The 18,573-nt window shown below is 32.2% G+C and carries 18 protein-coding genes and 1 other annotated feature; of the genes, 17 read left to right on the plus strand and 1 reads right to left on the minus strand.

All coding sequences use genetic code 11. The annotated features are described in order from the left end of the window. Window positions 1-87: 87 nt before the first annotated feature. Together EQM05_RS07380 and EQM05_RS07385 are read left to right on the plus strand one after the other, a co-directional pair. Complete coding sequence (locus tag EQM05_RS07380; protein ID WP_128749436.1) at window positions 88-960, plus strand: DegV family protein; 873 nt, start codon at window positions 88-90, stop codon at window positions 958-960. Window positions 961-1,026: 66 nt separating this feature from the next. Further along, complete coding sequence (locus EQM05_RS07385; RefSeq protein WP_128749437.1) at window positions 1,027-2,409, plus strand: sigma 54-interacting transcriptional regulator; 1,383 nt, start codon at window positions 1,027-1,029, stop codon at window positions 2,407-2,409. A gap of 24 nt (window positions 2,410-2,433) precedes the next feature. Here EQM05_RS07385 and EQM05_RS15735 read toward each other — a convergent pair whose 3' ends face one another. Next, window positions 2,434-3,816 carry a transposase gene (locus EQM05_RS15735; RefSeq protein ID WP_164917153.1) on the minus strand — a complete coding sequence of 461 codons (1,383 nt, stop codon included), beginning with the start codon at window positions 3,814-3,816 and terminating at the stop codon, window positions 2,434-2,436. Window positions 3,817-3,948: 132 nt separating this feature from the next. Here EQM05_RS15735 and EQM05_RS07395 point away from each other — a divergent pair, with 132 nt between their 5' ends. The 15 genes from EQM05_RS07395 (at window position 3,949) to EQM05_RS07465 (ending at window position 18,541) form a co-directional block, all read left to right on the plus strand. Further along, the gene (locus EQM05_RS07395) at window positions 3,949-4,512 is read left to right on the plus strand and encodes a sigma 54-interacting transcriptional regulator (protein ID WP_128749438.1); all 564 of its coding nucleotides are present in this window, start codon (window positions 3,949-3,951) and stop codon (window positions 4,510-4,512) included. Window positions 4,513-4,674: 162 nt separating this feature from the next. Next, the gene (locus EQM05_RS07400) at window positions 4,675-5,841 is read left to right on the plus strand and encodes an iron-containing alcohol dehydrogenase (RefSeq protein WP_128749439.1); all 1,167 of its coding nucleotides are present in this window, start codon (window positions 4,675-4,677) and stop codon (window positions 5,839-5,841) included. 180 nt (window positions 5,842-6,021) lie between these two features. Beyond that, window positions 6,022-6,915 carry a sulfide/dihydroorotate dehydrogenase-like FAD/NAD-binding protein gene (locus EQM05_RS07405; RefSeq protein WP_128749440.1) on the plus strand — a complete coding sequence of 298 codons (894 nt, stop codon included), beginning with the start codon at window positions 6,022-6,024 and terminating at the stop codon, window positions 6,913-6,915. Beyond that, window positions 6,915-8,300, plus strand: coding sequence for an NADPH-dependent glutamate synthase (gene gltA / locus EQM05_RS07410; protein ID WP_128749441.1), 1,386 nt, complete (start codon window positions 6,915-6,917; stop codon window positions 8,298-8,300). Before EQM05_RS07405 ends, gltA begins: the two co-directional genes overlap by 1 nt. 184 nt (window positions 8,301-8,484) lie before the next feature. Beyond that, window positions 8,485-8,919, plus strand: a complete 435-nt coding sequence (locus EQM05_RS07415; RefSeq protein WP_128749442.1) for an Rrf2 family transcriptional regulator — start codon at window positions 8,485-8,487, stop codon at window positions 8,917-8,919. Window positions 8,920-8,922: 3 nt separating this feature from the next. Then, the gene (gene nifS / locus EQM05_RS07420; protein WP_164917235.1) at window positions 8,923-10,131 is read left to right on the plus strand and encodes a cysteine desulfurase NifS; all 1,209 of its coding nucleotides are present in this window, start codon (window positions 8,923-8,925) and stop codon (window positions 10,129-10,131) included. Window positions 10,132-10,172: 41 nt separating this feature from the next. Beyond that, complete coding sequence (gene nifU / locus EQM05_RS07425; RefSeq protein WP_164917236.1) at window positions 10,173-10,607, plus strand: Fe-S cluster assembly scaffold protein NifU; 435 nt, start codon at window positions 10,173-10,175, stop codon at window positions 10,605-10,607. Between the two features lie 147 nt (window positions 10,608-10,754). Continuing rightward, window positions 10,755-11,279: a PRC-barrel domain-containing protein gene (locus EQM05_RS07430; protein WP_128749444.1), complete on the plus strand. Its 525-nt coding sequence runs from the start codon at window positions 10,755-10,757 to the stop codon at window positions 11,277-11,279. Beyond that, on the plus strand, window positions 11,254-12,276 hold the full coding sequence (locus tag EQM05_RS07435) for an AI-2E family transporter (protein WP_128749445.1): 1,023 nt from the start codon (window positions 11,254-11,256) through the stop codon (window positions 12,274-12,276). The genes EQM05_RS07430 and EQM05_RS07435 overlap by 26 nt, the downstream gene beginning before the upstream one ends. Before the next feature lie 71 nt (window positions 12,277-12,347). Next, window positions 12,348-12,521 (plus strand) — a binding site (T-box leader). 45 nt (window positions 12,522-12,566) lie between these two features. Next, the gene (gene alaS, locus EQM05_RS07440; RefSeq protein WP_128749446.1) at window positions 12,567-15,206 is read left to right on the plus strand and encodes an alanine--tRNA ligase; all 2,640 of its coding nucleotides are present in this window, start codon (window positions 12,567-12,569) and stop codon (window positions 15,204-15,206) included. 109 nt (window positions 15,207-15,315) lie between these two features. After that, complete coding sequence (locus EQM05_RS07445) at window positions 15,316-15,567, plus strand: IreB family regulatory phosphoprotein (protein ID WP_128749447.1); 252 nt, start codon at window positions 15,316-15,318, stop codon at window positions 15,565-15,567. Window positions 15,568-15,632: 65 nt separating this feature from the next. Next, the gene (ruvX, locus tag EQM05_RS07450; RefSeq protein WP_128749448.1) at window positions 15,633-16,046 is read left to right on the plus strand and encodes a Holliday junction resolvase RuvX; all 414 of its coding nucleotides are present in this window, start codon (window positions 15,633-15,635) and stop codon (window positions 16,044-16,046) included. A gap of 21 nt (window positions 16,047-16,067) precedes the next feature. Further along, window positions 16,068-16,331, plus strand: a complete 264-nt coding sequence (locus EQM05_RS07455) for a DUF1292 domain-containing protein (protein ID WP_128749449.1) — start codon at window positions 16,068-16,070, stop codon at window positions 16,329-16,331. Between the two features lie 35 nt (window positions 16,332-16,366). Then, window positions 16,367-16,828 carry a Fur family transcriptional regulator gene (locus tag EQM05_RS07460; protein WP_128749450.1) on the plus strand — a complete coding sequence of 154 codons (462 nt, stop codon included), beginning with the start codon at window positions 16,367-16,369 and terminating at the stop codon, window positions 16,826-16,828. 45 nt (window positions 16,829-16,873) lie between these two features. Continuing rightward, window positions 16,874-18,541 carry a ribonuclease J gene (locus tag EQM05_RS07465; RefSeq protein WP_128749451.1) on the plus strand — a complete coding sequence of 556 codons (1,668 nt, stop codon included), beginning with the start codon at window positions 16,874-16,876 and terminating at the stop codon, window positions 18,539-18,541. Window positions 18,542-18,573 lie beyond the last annotated feature (32 nt).

An 18,573-nucleotide genomic window follows, 5' to 3' on the forward strand; every position in this document is an offset into this window, starting at 1 on the left:
AATTCATGGAATTATATATAGGTTGCTATATGCTTTGAAATCTATGTATATTTTTACAAAGTATATAGATAAAGGGGAGATTTTATTATGAAGCCGGTAATATTAGTGGATGCCAGCTGCGATATGCCGCTGGAATTTATTGAAAAAAATCATATTCCACATTTAGGATTAATATGTCATATTGATGACAAGGAATATGAAGACGATTTTGGAAAAACATTCACATACGATGAGTTTTATGGTGAATTACGTAAGGGGAAAATGCCTACAACTTCACAAATAAACTCTTTCAGATTTGAAGAGAAATTCAGGGAGTATGCAAAACAGGGAATTCCAGTAATATATCTTGCCATGTCGTCAGCTCTCAGCGGTACATATAATTCCGCTGTGATGGCAAGAGAAACAATTTTAGGTGAGTATAAAGATGCTGATATAACAGTAATAGATACAAAGGGGTCATCTATTGGAGAAGGGCTTTTAGTTTATTATGCCTATGATATGCTTAATAAAGGATATAGTAAAGATTCCATAATTACCTGGGTTAAGGAAAACATGTTAAAAATGAATTATTGGTTTGCAGTTTCAGATCTTGATCATTTAAAGAGAGGTGGAAGAATATCTTCTTCTGCTGCAGTGGTTGGGTCAATTCTTAATATTAATCCAATATTATGCATTTCAAGTGATGGAAGTTTAGCACAGGTAACAAATATTAGAGGAAGGAGAAAGGCCATAAAATACTTAACAGATAAATTTAAGGCAGAAGTAACTGAACCTCAGAACACAATTGTTGCTATAAGTCATGGAGACTGTATTGAAGAAGCTGAATATTTAAAAAATATAATGGAAGAAGAATTTCATGTTAAGAAAGTTATTGTTAATAAACTTGGACTAATAATGGGATCACATTGTGGTCAGGGAATGCTGTCTTTATGCTTTTTAGGAAATGAAAACAGAAAATAATAAAAATCCAGCTTGGCTGGATTTTTTTATGAAGAAGTTAAAATTGTTATTTTTAACGGAGGTACTATGGAACAATATATAAACAGGGTTAAGCATAGCTGGAAGAGTTTTATTGAAAAAGGCGAAACTCCAGTGAATATAAAGGAAGAAATTCTTAATTCATGGATTAGATGCAGAGAGAAAAAATTAAATTATGAGCAAGGCAGAATTGAAGTTATATCTCCTGATAAAATAGCCAAAATAAGAAGAGAAAATGCTGAACTTATTAGTATATCCAGACCTATAATGAAAAGTCTGCAGAAAATTGTAGTTGGGTCTGAATTCATAATTGCTTTAACTGATAAGCAGGGACATATTATGGAGCTTATAGGTGATGAAAATATAGAGGGAAATGCCGAAAAACTAAATTTCAATCTCGGTGCTAACTGGTCAGAGGAATATGCCGGTACAAATGCCATTGGAACTTCCTTATTTTTAAATGAGCCCATTCAAATAATAGGCCCGGAACACTATTGCAGAAACAGGCATATATTAACCTGCTCAGCATGTATTATACACAATGATAAAGGTGAAATAATAGGGTGCTTAAATATGTCCGGTCATTATAGTAAGGCACACCCGCACACATTAGGTATGGTTGTTTCAGCTGTATACTCAATACAGAAGCAGATGGCATTAATTAAGTCCAGTAAGCTTTTAAATCTCACATTTAATTCTATTTCTGACGGAATGATAATTACTGATGAAAATTTAAAAATAAAAAATGCCAACAAAATGGCTGAAAAAATATTAAACCTAAGCAGAAGTGAAATATTTAAGCTGAATATATGTAATACTTTAAAGGATAACGATTTTGGCAATAAAGTTATGTATGGTGAACAGGAATATCATAACTTTGACTGTTCTTTTTATGTTAAGAATAGAAGAGTAAGATGCAGCATGAATGCATCACCAATTCTGATTGGTAATATAGCTAAGGGAATAGTTATAACATTTAAAGAAGAAGGATATGTTCATAAAGTAGTTAACAAAATCGCAGGATATTCTGCATCCTATACATTTGATGATATAATTACAAATAACAGCAATGTAAAAAAGACCATAGAACTTGCCAAAAGAGCTTCACAAAGTGAATGCAATATATTATTAGAGGCCCCAAGCGGCACTGGGAAAGAAGTGTTTGCTCAGGCAATTCATAATTATTCTTCCAGATCCAATGGGCCATTTGTTGCTATAAATTGTGCTTCTCTGCCAAGGGAATTAGTTGAAAGTGAGTTATTTGGATATGAAAAGGGAGCTTTTACTGGGGCTTTAAGTGAAGGAAATCCTGGGAAATTTGAATTAGCTAATGGGGGAAGCATATTTTTAGATGAAATTGGAGAGCTGCCTTTGGACATGCAGTCCAAGCTTTTAAGAGTTTTGGATAATAAGAGTATCTTCAATTCGTAATTTGGGCGTAGCCCTCCAACCCTGCTATACTAAAGCCAAGGTTGGATCAAGAAGTTTCCTTACCTCTGCGGAGCAGCCAGCATACAATTGAATAAATTCAATAAAGGAAAATACGCCAAAATATTGACCAGAATATATTATAACTGACTTTTGCTTATCTTCTTTATAATTCTTAATAATTACAGGGAGGGACTTGCCTGAATACTTATTTCCCTCCTCCATGTTTTTGAATAGTTGAAAATACATGTAGCCAATGAGTGTCATAACTATATGAAAAGTTATAAAATTATATTTTGTACTCTTAAAATCTTCTAATTTCCAAAAGTCTTTTATTTGTCTATAGTCTTCTTCAATTTCTGGTCTTAGTTCATAAGTATTTATTATTTGTTTTGCAGTTTTATTTGTGTCTGTGGTTAAAAATACATAGTATTCATTATCTTTTTTATCATGAACGACACAGGCGCACAAGTCAACATCTTTATCCGGTGTATTACTTTGCCACATCATACCTAGATCCTTAACCAGGTGTATTTCTTGAGTTTTCCTTTTCCTGTTAGGGTGTTTTTGCCACTTGTCTTCGGAGATTGCTATTTTTACAGCTTCTTGGTATATTGTCATGTTCTTTTTTGCAGGTACATATGTATCCACTTGCTTTTCAACCTTCAAAAAATTAATAACATCACGAGAAATAAATCCCCTGTCATTTATGAGAATATCTCCACCTTTTAAACATTTACTTTTTAAAATCATATTTCTACAAAGTTCTAAATCATGAGGCTTTATAGAATCAAAAACTATCTCTTCTATAATTCCCGAATCATCCATAAGACCTCTTAATGTTCCCATTTTATAACCACGAATCACTTTTCCATCATCTTTTATAGTTTCAGAATTTTCATAATTTACATTATCTAAATTCACATGTATTTTAGTGCAATCAAGAATATGTATAGATGGAGCTATGTTAAGAGATGGCATAACTACATTTTGGACATAATTGTTATAAGACTCTATAAATTCCTCAGCATCATATTTTTGAATTAAATTTCTCATAACGCCTTCGGCGAATAACCCTTCTTCAAGGTTTTTATTGGTATCCCACATATTCCATCCTAGTTCAGATAATAACTCACCATCAGTCACAGCAAAGGCGACATCTGTCAGGCTGGTTTTAAGTTTCATCTTTGCTGTAATTGCTAACGCAATAAGTATATGAAATGGAATATGCTTATTTTGTTTTCTTTTATCTTTAAAACTTTCAGCCAATTTATCTATAAGTCCTATATTTTTCATTTTTAATACTATTGTATCTATAAGATTAGGGAAACTTACGTCAGCAGCATCAATCCTACCTTCTTTTATAGCTTCCAACACCTTATCTTTATCGTTTTTGCTTAATTGTAACATACAAACTATCTCCTTTTAATTATCATTAGTCTATATATATAATTCTATAAAAGATCTTAAAATCATTTTTAAAAGCTAAATATTATAGTACTTATTTTTAGAAATTTTCATATTACTTATTGAAGTAAGAGTATAACAAGAATAGGCGGAACCTATGAAAAAAAATTAAATGTGAGAATAATTGCTGCTACAAATAGGAATCTTACTGATGAAATTGAAAAAAGAAATTTTAGAAGTGATTTATATTATAGATTAAATGTAATGAATATAAAATTACTGCCTTTGAAGGACAGAAAAGATGACATTGAAGCCCTGGCTAATTATTTTATCTACAAACTTAATTTGAAAAACCCTAATAATTACAAGTCATTAAGTTTAGAGTATATTGAATATTTAAAGAATTATGATTGGCCGGGAAACATCAGGGAACTGAGAAACGTTGTAGAAAGAGCTTACTATCTATGTGAAAAAAGTACTATTGAAAAGGATGAATTTAATGAAAGCAATCTGATTAAACATAATTCTAATGATGGTAAAAGTAACCTTTTAACAATGGATGACATTGAAAAAAACAGCATTATAAAAACACTTAACTGCTGCAATGGGAATATATTGGAAGCCTGTGAAAAACTAAACATCAGCAGGGCTACAATTTACAGAAAAATCAAGAAATATAATATTAAAGTCTCAAAGTGAGATGTTAATATTATATCAATCTCACTTTGAGACTGTCAAATGTTTCACAATGAGAATTTTAATTTTATTAATATTGAATTTACAGAGGTTGCATATTGGCATAATAATTGCTGCATAATATGGTATAAGTAATTAATTTTTATTACATAAGGAGGATTATATATGTCAAGATTTACATTACCAAGAGATATTTATTTTGGAGAAAATAGCTTGGAACATTTAAAAGAACTTAAGGGAAAGAAAGCTGTTGTTGTAGTAGGCGGCGGTTCAATGAGAAGATTTGGATTTTTGGATAAAGTTGAAAAATACCTTAAGGAAGCTGGATTAGAAGTAAAATTAATTGAAGGAGTAGAACCTGATCCTTCTGTTGAAACTGTTATGAATGGTGCAAAAGTAATGAGAGAATTTGGACCTGACTGGATTGTATCAATAGGTGGAGGATCTCCAATAGATGCTGCAAAAGCTATGTGGATATTCTATGAATACCCAGACTTTACATTTGAAAAAGCTGTTATTCCATTTGGAATTCCAGAATTAAGAAAAAAGGCCAGATTTGTAGCAATTCCATCAACAAGCGGAACAGCTACAGAAGTAACTTCCTTCTCAGTAATTACAGATTATAAAGCAAAAATAAAATATCCTTTAGCTGATTTTAATTTAACTCCTGATATAGCAATAATTGATCCTGCATTGGCTCAGACAATGCCTGCAAAATTAACTGCATATACAGGTATGGATGCTCTTACACATGCTATTGAAGCATATGTAGCCGGATTAAGGTCAGACTTCAGTGATCCTCTTGCAATGCATGCAATTGAAATGATTAAAGAAGAATTAATTAAATCATATGAAGGGGATAAGGAAGCAAGAAGCAAAATGCATATTGCTCAGTGTCTGGCTGGAATGGCATTTTCAAATGCTTTACTTGGTATAACACACAGTATGGCACATAAGACTGGTGCTGTATTCCATATTCCTCATGGCTGTGCTAATGCTATCTATCTACCATATGTAATTGACTTTAACAAAAAAGCATGCGGTGAAAGATATGCTGAAATAGCTAGAAGATTAGGATTAAGCGGAAATACTACAGATGAACTGGTTGATTCATTAACTTCAATGATTAAGGAAATGAATAAAAATATGAATATCCCAAGTACTCTTAAAGAGTATGGAATATCAGAAGAAGATTTCAAAGCAAATCTTGATTTTATTTCTAAGCATGCTTTAGAAGATGCTTGTACTGGAGCAAATCCAAGAAAAATAAATTTCGAAGAAATGAAAAAGTTATTTACAGCAATATATTATGGACAAAAAGTTAACTTTTAGTAAAACTATATAACAAGGAAAACTCTCTTAAAGTGTAAGAGAGTTTTCTGCTATATTATGAAGTAATTGGAATATATTATATAGTGATTTTAATTTTTCAATATAATATTATTGTTGTATAATTAATATAAATGTGCTAGATTAAATTTAGGTAAATATATATTTTGGGGAGGTCAGCAAATGTATAAAATTTTAAAAAAGGAAATTGTAGCACCAAACATTTTTCTTATGGATATAGAGGCACCAAGAGTAGCAAAAAGTGCAAAGCCTGGTCAGTTTATAATTTTAAGAATTGATGAAAAAGGTGAAAGAATACCTTTAACAATTTGTGATTTTGATGAAAAGAAGGGTTCTGTTACAATCGTTGTACAGGCAGTTGGAAATTCCACAACAGAAATGCTTAACTTAAATCAGGGTGACTCTTTAGCAGATTTTGTTGGACCTTTAGGAACACCTTCAGAGTTTGTTCATGAAGATTTAGAAACTCTGAAAGCTAAAAAAATAATGTTTGTTGCTGGTGGAGTTGGAGCAGCACCAGTGTATCCTCAGGTTAGATGGCTTAGACAAAGAGGAGTAAACGTAGAAGTTATTATTGGCGGAAAAAGTAAAGATTATTTACTGCTGGTAGATGAAATGAAAGCTCTTGGAGCAGTAGTACATATTGCCACTGATGACGGTTCAGCTGGATATAAAGGACTTGTTACAGGCCTTTTAAAAGAACTTATAGATGCTGGCAATAACTATAGTGAGGTAATAGCTATAGGCCCAATGATAATGATGAAATTTGTAGCTAAGCTTACAAAAGAATATAATATTAAAACAATAGTAAGTTTAAATACATTGATGGTTGATGGTACTGGTATGTGTGGAGCATGCAGAGTAACAGTAGGCGGAAAAACCAAGTTTACATGTGTTGATGGCCCAGAGTTTGATGCACATCTTGTAGACTTTGATGAGGCTATGAGAAGAGCAGCTTTATATAAGAGCGAAGAGGGAAGAGCACTCCATAAAGCTGAAGAGAAAAAAGAAGATTATGTATGCAAATGCAAAACTGAAACAGGAAGTGATAAATAATGGATAGAATGAAAAGAACACCAATAAGTGAACAGGATCCAAAGGTTAGAGCTAAAAATTTTGATGAGGTATGTCTTGGATATACAGAAGATGAAGCAGTACAGGAAGCTTCCAGATGCTTAAACTGTAAGAAGCCTATGTGTGTAACACAGTGCCCTGTAACTATTCATATTCCAGAATTTATCCAGCACGTAAAAAATAGAGAATTTGAAGAAGCAGCTAGAGTTATAGCACAATCATCATCACTTCCTGCAGTTTGCGGCAGAGTCTGCCCTCAGGAAAGTCAATGTGAGGAAAAATGTGTTCTTGGCATTAAAGGAGAAGCAGTAGCAATAGGTAAACTGGAAAGATTTGTGGCAGACTGGTCAAGAGAAAACAATATAGATTTAAGTGAAAAGCTGCCAGCTAATAATAAAAAGGTTGCAGTAATTGGTTCAGGTCCAGCAGGGCTTACCTGTGCCGGTGATTTAGCTAAACTTGGCTATGATGTAACAATATTTGAAGCACTTCATAAGGCAGGCGGAGTTTTAGTATATGGTATACCTGAATTCAGACTTCCTAAGGATACAGTAGTTGCACATGAAATAGAAAATGTTAAAAAACTTGGAGTTAAGATTGAAACAAATGTAGTAATTGGAAGAACAGTAACAATTGATGAATTAGTTGAGCAGGAAAAATTTGATGCTGTATTTATAGGGTCGGGTGCAGGACTGCCAAAGTTCATGGGTATACCTGGGGAAAACTTAAATGGAGTATTTTCTGCCAATGAGTTTTTAACAAGAAATAACCTAATGAAGGCTTTTAAGGATGATTATGATACACCAATAAAAGTTGGAGCAAAGGTTGCTGTTGTAGGTGGTGGAAACGTGGCCATGGATTCTGCAAGAACTGCACTTAGACTTGGAGCAGAGGTCCATATTGTATATAGAAGAAGTGAGGCTGAGTTACCTGCCAGAGCTGAAGAAGTACATCATGCAAAGGAAGAGGGCATAATTTTTGATCTTTTAGTTAACCCTGTTGAAATTCTTGGAAATGAGAAGGGCTGGGTTAATGGAATGAAATGTGTGAGAATGGAACTTGGAGAGCCTGATGCTTCAGGAAGAAGAAAACCAATTGAAATTCCAGGATCTGAATTTGTAATTGATGTTGATACAGTAATAATGTCTCTTGGAACATCACCAAACCCATTAATTGCAAAAACTACAAAGGGTCTTGAGATGAATAAACGCAAATGTCTTGTTGCTGAAGAAGAAACCGGCGCAACCACTAGAACAGGAATATATGCTGGCGGAGATGCTGTTACCGGCGCTGCAACAGTTATACTTGCAATGGGAGCAGGCAAAAAAGCTGCAAAGGCTATTGATGAATATTTAAATAATAAATAAAAAAGTAATGAGCCTGCTGATTATATGGCAGGCTCATTTTTATCCCAATTATATGTACAGTAAATTATTATTTATAATTTACATATTAATTGTTGACAATTTTACTCTCCTTTGTTATTATTAATCTGAAATCAGAGTAAATCACTCAACAATGTCTGAATTATTTTTATGAGGAAGTGATAAAATGAAGTTATCTACTAAAGGAAGATATGGAGTAAAAGCCATGGTAGAATTGGCTATTCATTATGGAGAACAACCACTTTCTATAAAAAGTATATCAGAAAAGCAAAAAATTTCTGAGTATTATCTTGAACAGCTGTTTTCACCTTTGAGAAAGGCAAAATTAATTAAAAGTATCAGGGGAGCTCAGGGTGGATATTATTTAAGCAGACCTCCTGAAGAAATAACAGTGGCACAAATTATGAATGTGCTTGAAGGACCTATAGAAATTTCTGAGTGCCTTGAAGATAAGAGCTGCTCAAATATAGGATCCTGTGCCACCAGATTATTATGGGCAAGGCTTAAGGACAGCATGGATAAAGTAATGGAATCAACTACTCTTCACGATATGGTTGAAGACTATAAAAATATGAATTCTGATAAAATTAAAGGAGTGTAGATTATGGATAGAAAAGTATATATGGACTATGCAGCCACAACATTTACAAGGCCAGAAGTATTAAAGGAGATGATGCCTTATTTTACTGAAGAATTTGGTAACCCATCTTCATTATATTCATTTTCAGATAACACTAAAAAGGCAGTAAATTTGAGCAGAGAAAGAGTTGCAAAAGCAATTAATGCAGAAAAAAATGAGATATTTTTTACTGCAGGTGGTTCAGAATCAGATAACTGGGCACTTAAAGGTATAGCTTATGCACATATGAATAAAGGGAAGCATATAATTACTACTTCAATTGAACACCATGCTATAATCAATACATCAAAATTTTTGGAAAGACAGGGATTTCAGGTTACATATCTGCCAGTGGACAAATATGGTATGGTAAGTGTAGAAGATGTAGAAAAAGCAATAAGACCTGATACAATTTTAGTTTCTATTATGTTTGCAAATAATGAAGTGGGCACTATACAGCCAATTAAGGAAATTGGAAAGCTATGCAGGGAACATAAGATTTTATTTCATACAGATGCAGTTCAAGCAGTTGCTCATGTTCCAATAGATGTTAAAGATATGAATATTGATCTTCTTTCTATGTCAGGTCATAAGTTTTATGGGCCAAAAGGAATTGGAGCACTTTACATAAGAAAAGGAATTAAAATTGAAAGTCTCATTCATGGAGGCGGCCAGGAGAGAGGCAAAAGAGCCAGTACTGAAAATATACCAGGAATAGTAGGCATTGGAAAAGCTATTGAACTGGCTACAAATGAAATGAAAAGTGAGAGTAAAAGATTAACTGCCTTGAGAGATAAATTAGTAAGTGGAATAATAGAGAGAATTCCATATACAAAAATAAATGGAACCAGGGACCAAAGCAAAAGATTACCTGGAAATGCTAACTTCAGCTTTATTGGCATAGAAGGTGAAACATTATTACTTGATTTGGATTTTGCTGGAATATATGCATCTACTGGAAGTGCATGCGCATCAGCATCTTTGGACCCTTCCCATGTACTTTTAGCTATGGGATTAAAACATGAGGTAGCTCATGGATCTTTAAGGCTTACTTTGGGGGCAAAGAGTACTGAAGAAGATGTGGATTATATTTTAGAAGTACTGCCGGGTTTAGTTAAGAGAAGAAGAGAAATGTCTCCACTTTGGGAAGACTTTTTAAAGCTTTCTGATAAAGATAAATCATTTGCAGAATAAAACTTTTATTTTAATATGTTTTATAGGAGGTTGATTGTATTATGATGTATAGTGAAAAAGTTATGGATCACTTTAGAAATCCAAGAAATGTAGGTGAAATTCCTGATGCTAACGGCATAGGTGAAGTTGGAAACCCTAAGTGCGGGGATATTATGAAAATATACATTAAAGTTGAAGATAATATAATTAAAGATGTAAAGTTTAAAACATTTGGATGCGGTTCAGCTATTGCTTCATCAAGTATGGCTACAGAATTAATAAAGGGCAAGAATTTAGAAGATGCATGGGAGCTTACAAATAAAGCTGTGGCTGAAGCTCTAGACGGACTTCCTCCAGTAAAAATGCACTGTTCAGTATTAGCTGAAGAAGCAATTCATAAGGCTATAAATGATTATAGAAAATCTGTAGGATTAGAAGAATGGGCTGTTAAGAATCATTCAGAAACTATTCATGAACATGTTCATGGAGAAAACTAAATATATTTGAATTTATAAATAAAAGAAAACTCATGTTTAAGCATGGGTTTTTTTATTTTTTGAAATTTTTATTTATAATTTAGAAACTGGTTATATTTTATCACAAAACTGGAAAACTATATAAAAAGCAATAGATGGTGATTAATAATGTATAGAGTAAAAGATTTTATTTTAATGGAAGTTTTTAATGTTAATGGTAAAAAAATAGGCTATATTAATGATATCTTAATAGATTTTGATAAGAAAAGGGTTATTGGTTTTAAAGTTTCCTCCAGTGGAATTTTTAGTAATAGTATAAATGTTTTAAATGAGGATATTATCTCATTTAATAATGTGATGATTGTAGATAAATTTAATAAAAACAGATATTTCAGCTTCAGCGAAATAAAAGGATTGGATACTGTTGATAACTGCGGAAATATAATTGGTGTAATTGAAGAGTGTATTTTTAGAAAAAATGATTTTTATATTACTGGACTATTAATTTCCACTGGTTTTTTTAATAATTTTATTAATGGAAAGCTTGCTATTCCTGTTTGTAATACCATACTTGGGGAGGATAATTTACTTAATTACAAACAGTGTGACAAGTTTAATTTAAGGAGCATGCCGCATAAATTGTTCAAAAAAGATGGTGAAATAAAAATTGTTGAAGAACAAGAAACAAATTAAATTAATTTTAATATTTGTATTTTTTATAGCAGTAATATGGATTATATATAAAAGCTTTGTTTTAAAAGAAATAGTGTATTTAATTTTTATATCATTAATTATTGCATATACACTTATGCCCCTTCAAAATAAAATTGTAGAAAAAGGCTTAAATAAGAGGCTTTCAGCACTGATGATTATTGTATTTTTAATATTTCTTTGTGCTGCATTTATTTATATTATTGTTCCTTCAATTTTAAAAGAGGGATTAAATGTAGACAGCGGCATTATAAAAATACAGAAAAATATAGAAATTATTTATGAAAAATTTAAGCCATTAAATAATAATAAAACTATTTACGTTATAATGGATAAAATATATGATAAAATAGATAATTTAATGGCAGAAATCCTAAATAAATTATTTGATGGAGCATTAAATATAGGTCAGGATTTACTCTCAGCAGCTGTTATACCCATAATATCCTATTATTTTATGGCAGACAGTGATATTATTTTTAATAAAGCACTAATAATGTTTCCAATTAAATCAAGAAGAATAATAAAAAATATTTTACAGGATATTGATAAGGTCTTAGGTAAATACATAGTTGGGCAGTTATTATTAAGTGTTATTATTGGAGTTTTTACATTTATTATTTTATTTACATTAAAAGTTGATTTTCCAGTGTTATTATCGATTTTAAATGCTTTCTTTAATATAATTCCATACTTTGGACCAATATTTGGAGCCGTCCCAGCTGTTATAATGGGTTTTATAAAGTCCACAAAAGCAGGAATATATACAATAATTTTTTTGTATCTGCTTCAATTAATAGAAGGAAATATTATATCCCCAAAAGTTACTGGCAACAGCGTAAGCATGCATCCTCTTCTGGTAATTATATTGCTGCTTCTGGGTGGGCAAATTGGAGGATTTATAGGCATGATAATAGCTGTACCTGTAGGAGTGATAGTAAAAATTATATATGAAGATATTAATTATTACTTTTTTTAAATTTACTAAGGAAATAAATATCATATTGACATCATCATAAATATTATCTATAATCTTAGTCATAAATGAATATGCAGGCTATGATTGGAAAAAGTAAATATTTTATTGCAATTCAGAGAAAAAGTGGCTGGTGTAAACTTTTTGAATAAAATATTGAAGCAGGCCATGAGCTTTATTATTAATGAGAGTAAAAACTTTGTTTTTTATAATTAGGGTGGTACCACGGAATAGCTTTCGTCCCTTTGGGATTGATGGCTTTTTTTATTATTAACTGGAAAAGGAGAAATAAAATGAACAAAATGGGATTAAATGAAATCAGGGAATCATATTTAAAATTTTTCGAATCAAAAGGACATCTTAGACTGCCAAGCTTTTCATTAGTACCAAATAATGATAAAAGCTTATTATTAATAAATGCAGGTATGGCACCTTTAAAGCCATATTTTACAGGAATGCAGGAGCCCCCTAGAAGGAGAGTTACCACATGTCAAAAGTGTATTAGGACTGGCGATATTGATAATGTAGGCATCACTTCAAGACATGCTACATTCTTTGAAATGCTGGGAAACTTTTCATTTGGTGATTATTTTAAAAAGGAAATAATACCCTGGGCATGGGAATATATAACTGAGGTTTTAGAGCTTCCTAAGGATAAATTATATGTTACAATTTATACTGATGACGATGAAGCCTTTGAAATATGGACTAAATCTACAGATATAGACCCAAATAGAATTTTTAGGCTTGGAAAAAAAGATAACTTTTGGGAACATGGTTCGGGTCCATGCGGGCCTTGTTCCGAAATTCATTATGATAAAGGTAATGGACAAATTACAACTACTGAGGAATTTATAAAAGCATCTGAAGAAGACAGGACAGTTGAATTTTGGAATCTGGTTTTTACTCAGTATGATAAAGATGATGATGGAAATTATAATAAACTTTCCAATCCAAACATTGATACAGGTATGGGACTTGAAAGAATTGCTACTATAATGCAAGGTGTAGATAGCATTTTTGAAGTTGATACATTAAAGGCAATATTAGGAAAAGTTTCAGAAATAAGCGGAGTAAAATATGGAGAAAATAAAAAATCTGATACTTCACTGAGAATAATAACAGACCATATAAGAAGCATTACTTTTATGATAAGTGATGGTATATTACCTTCTAATGAAGGAAGAGGATATGTTCTGAGAAGGCTTTTAAGAAGAGCTGCAAGACATGGAAAAACACTAGGTATAAAAGAAACATTTTTATACAATTTAACAGATGTGGTAATTGAAAACTCTTATATAAATTATCCTGAATTAAAAGAAAAACAAGCTTACATAAAAAAGGTAATTAAACTTGAAGAGGAAAGATTTAATGAAACAATTGACAGTGGATTCCAAATACTAGGAGAATATATTGAAAAACTTCAAAATAATCATGAAAAAATTCTTCAGGGGGATAAGGCATTTAAATTATATGACACTTATGGGTTCCCATTAGAGCTTACTTTGGAAATACTGAAGGAAAAGGGACTGACAGCTGATGTAGATGGATTTACAAGAGAGATGAAAAACCAAAGGAATATGGCCAGATCTGCCAGATCAGAATCTAACTACATGGGCGTTGAGGATACAATTTTAAATAAAATACCCCTTGAAATAAATACAGAATTTGATGGCTATAATAATAGTAAGCTTCAATCTGCAGTACAATTTATAATAAGTGATAATGAAGTTAAACATCAGCTTCATTCTGGAGAATGTGGAGTTATGCTGGTTGAAACCACACCATTTTATGCTGAAATGGGAGGACAGATTGGAGACACTGGATTAATATATAATGATAATTTTAAGGCAGTGGTAACTGATTGTAAAAATAATATTTCTGGAAAGATAATGCACTTTGTTAATGTAATTGAAGGAAATATAAGTTTAAATGAAAATGTTACATTAGAAGTTAACGAAGAAAGAAGACAAATGATAAGAAAAAACCATAGTGCAACTCATCTGCTGGATGCTGCTTTAAGAGTGGTGCTTGGAGATCATGTTCATCAGGCAGGTTCATATGTTGATAATGAAAAATTAAGGTTTGACTTTAATCATTTTGAAGCTGTTAAAGAAGAAGAATTGCGTAAAATTGAAGAAGTAGTAAATAGAGAAATTGTTAAGGTTCAGCCTGTTAGAACAGAAATAATGTCAATATCCGATGCAAAGAAAAGCGGGGCAATAGCATTATTTGATGATAAATACAAAGACGAAGTGAGAGTTGTTTCTATAGGTGACTTTAGTAAGGAACTTTGCGGAGGAACCCATGCAAAAAATTCAGGAGAAATAGGATTGTTTAAAATTGTCTCTGAAAGCGGTGTAGCTGCAGGTATTAGAAGAATAGAGGCAGTAACAGGTGAAAATGCCATTAAGCTGGTAGAGGATAAAATCAGCCTGCTGAAAGAGGCATCAAATACATTAAGGTGCACAGAAAAGGATATAATTCAAAAGATAAATGTTCTAATTTCAGAAATTAAGGACAAAGATAAAGAAATAGCAGGTTTAAAAAATAAACTTGCCAGCTCATCGGAAGATGATCTTCTTAAAAATATGAAAAATATTAAGGGTATTAAGGTAGTAACAGGTATAGTTAAGGACATAGATGGAGAAGCTTTAAGAGAACTGGCCGATAAACTTAGAAATAAAATAGAAGATGGCGTCATAGTTTTAGGAAGTACTTGTGACAGTAAAGTACAATTCGTAGCAATGGCTTCAAAGGATGCTGTTTCTAAAGGAATCCACTGCGGAAAAATAATAAAAGAAGTGGCTGCTATTGCTGGCGGCGGCGGTGGCGGAAGACCAGATATGGCTCAGGCAGGCGGAAAACTTCCACAAAAAATTCAGGAAGCAGTTAATAAAGCTTACGATATGGTGGAAATCTTAGTAAAATAGTGTACTTTTTATTAATAATGTTTTATAATAAAATTAACAGTTGAGAACGTATATAAACCCTAAATATATGTCATTAGATTAATTTAATCTAAAAAAAGGGGTGAGAAAATTGGGTAATGATAATACAATACAATTTGATTTTTGTAAGGATAAAAAGGATTTAACCAAGGAAATATTAACAGAAGTGTATGATGCATTAATAAAAAAGGGATACAATCCTGTTAATCAGCTGGTAGGATACCTGATTTCCGGAGATCCAACTTATATTACAAATTACAATGGTGCCAGAGCATTGGTTAGAAAGCTTGAACGGGATGAAATACTTGAAGAGGTATTAAAATCATATTTAGGGATTAAATAAATAAAATGCCCTTTTGGGCATTTTATTTTAATATAATTAAAAAACATACATTGGAGTAGAAATTTATGAGAATAATAGGATTAGATGTAGGAGACAGGACAATAGGTGTTGCTGTAAGTGATCCACTTGGATATACAGCACAGGGGATAACTACAATACGCAGAAAGGGAATTGAAAGAGATATAGAAGAAATAAAAAAAATATGTAATGAATATAAGGCTGAATACATAATTTCAGGCTTGCCAAAGAATATGAATGGATCATTAGGATCTCAAAGTGAAAAAGTTATGGAATTTTGCAAAATTGTAGAAGAAAGACTTAGTATAGAAGTTAAGTATTGGGATGAAAGACTAACAACAGTAGCAGCTAACAGAGCTATGCTTGAAGCTGACTTATCAAGAGCTAAGAGAAAAAAGATTGTTGATAAGATTGCTGCTACATATATTTTACAAGGATATCTTGACAGCATAAGCAAATAAATTTAAAAGGTGGATATAATAATGGATAATAATATAGATTCAATCACATTATATGATGAGGAAAACAATGAAGTAGAATTTGATGTAATAACAAAAATGGATATTGAAGATAAAGAATATGTAATCTTAGTGCCAAAGGATGAAGATACAGATGAAGCCGTAGCACTTAGAATAGATAAAGATGCAGAAGGCAATGAAGTCTTAGTTACAATTGATGATGATGACGAATTTGCAGTTGTAACAGAAGCTTATGAAACATTATTTTCTAGTGATGAATTAAATTAATGTTTGTTTAATAATTTTAAAAGAGAGGAGAAGCAATGTCAAAATTATCATCACAACAAATTGAAAATTTAAAAAATAATTTAAAAAACAAAGGTTACAAGCTGACACCGCAGCGCAGGGCCATTGTGGACGTGATTATAAAAAATGAAGGTAGTCATCTGACCACAGAAGAAATATATGATCTTGTAAAAAAGGACTGTCCTGAAATAGGTCTGGCAACTGTGTATAGAACAATACAATTGCTGGAAGTGCTTGGCGCAGTAAGTAAGCTTGATTTAAATGACGGATGCAGCAGATATGAATTGGTTCATGAAGAAGAAAACCATCAGCATCATCATTTGATTTGCACTAGTTGTGGAAAAGTAATAGAGGTTCAAGGTGACCTGCTAGAAGTATTGGAACACAATATAGAGCAAAAGTACAATTTTAAGGTTCTAAACCATAGTGTAAAATTTTTTGGATTATGTAATGAATGCTCTAAAAAAAGTAGTAAATAATGATACGTTTATAGCAATAATCATTGCATAAAGGAGGGAAGATTTGTGAAAAAAGTAAAAGATAATATTAAGATTATTCCTTTAGGAGGAGTAAATGAAATCGGAAAGAACTTAACAGCTATTGAATATAAAAATGATATTGTTGTTATAGACTGCGGACTAAAGTTTCCCGATGAAGAAATGTTAGGAATAGACTTAGTAATTCCTGATGTTACTTATTTAGTAAAAAATATTGAAAGAGTTAAGGGTATTTTTCTTACTCATGGGCATGAGGACCATATTGGGGCCCTTCCATACGTGCTGAAGGAAGTTAATGTACCAGTTTACGGAACAAAGCTTACTTTAGGTATTGTTGAGTCAAAACTAAAGGAACATAACATGCTTGGAACTGTTGATTTAAGATGTGTCAAACCCAAGGACATTATAAAATTGGATAATTTATCCGTGGAATTTATCAGACAAAGTCATAGTATTGCTGATTCTGTAGCAATTGCAATACATACACCATTAGGTGTGGTATTACATACAGGAGACTTTAAAATTGACTATACTCCAATTGATGGATCTGTAGCTGACTTGGCAAGATTTGCAGAGCTTGGCAAAAGAGGAGTATTGTTAATGCTTTGTGACAGCACAAACGTTGAGAGACCTGGCTATACAATGTCAGAAAGTACTGTAGGAGAAACATTTCAAAGAATATTTGCTGATGCAAAAGGCAGGATAATAGTTGCCACTTTCGCATCACATGTTCACAGACTCCAGCAGATTATTACTGCTGCATCCAGATATGGCAGAAAAGTAGCTGTATCTGGCAGAAGTATGGAAAATATAGTGGATGTTGCAACTCACTTAGGATATCTGGATGTAGGAGAAAATATATTAATTAGTATAGATGATATAGGCAAATACCCTGATAATCAGATTGTAATACTGACAACTGGAAGTCAGGGGGAACCAATGTCTGCTTTAACAAGGATGGCTGCTTCAGAACATAAAAAAGTCAGCATAACACCTGGAGATATGGTAATTATTTCAGCTTCACCAATACCTGGTAATGAGAAGCTTGTTTCCAGGGTTATAAATCAGTTATTTAAAAAAGGTGCAGAAGTAATTTATGAATCACTGGCAGATGTTCATGTTTCAGGCCATGCCTGCCAGGAAGAATTAAAGCTTATGCATACACTTGTTAAGCCAAAGTTTTTTATGCCGGTGCACGGTGAATATAGACATTTGAAACAGCATGCTGAACTGGCAGAAAAATTAGGAATGCCAAGCAATAATATTGTTCTTGCTGAAAATGGTGATGTTATAGAAGTAACCAGAGATAGCATTAGGAAAAATGGAACTGTTCCATCCGGACAGGTTTTTGTTGATGGATTAGGTGTTGGAGATGTTGGAAATATTGTATTGAGGGATAGGAAACACCTTTCTCAGGATGGTATATTAACAGTAGTTGTAACTATAGAAAAGGAAACTGGATCTGTAATTGCAGGACCTGATATTATCTCCAGAGGATTTGTATATGTTAGAGAATCTGAGGATTTAATGGAAGGTGCAAGAGAAATTGTTAAGAATTCTTTATTAGATTGCCAGGATAAACATATAACTGAGTGGGCAACCATAAAATCTAATATAAAAGAAGCATTAAGAACTTTCTTATATGAAAAAACTAAGAGAAAACCAATGATTCTTCCAATAATAATGGAAATTTAGAATTGTAAGAATGAAAAACTTTTAAAGTTAAT

This window comes from Clostridium sp. JN-9 (genome assembly GCF_004103695.1).
Classification (GTDB): Bacteria; Bacillota; Clostridia; order Clostridiales; family Clostridiaceae; genus JN-9.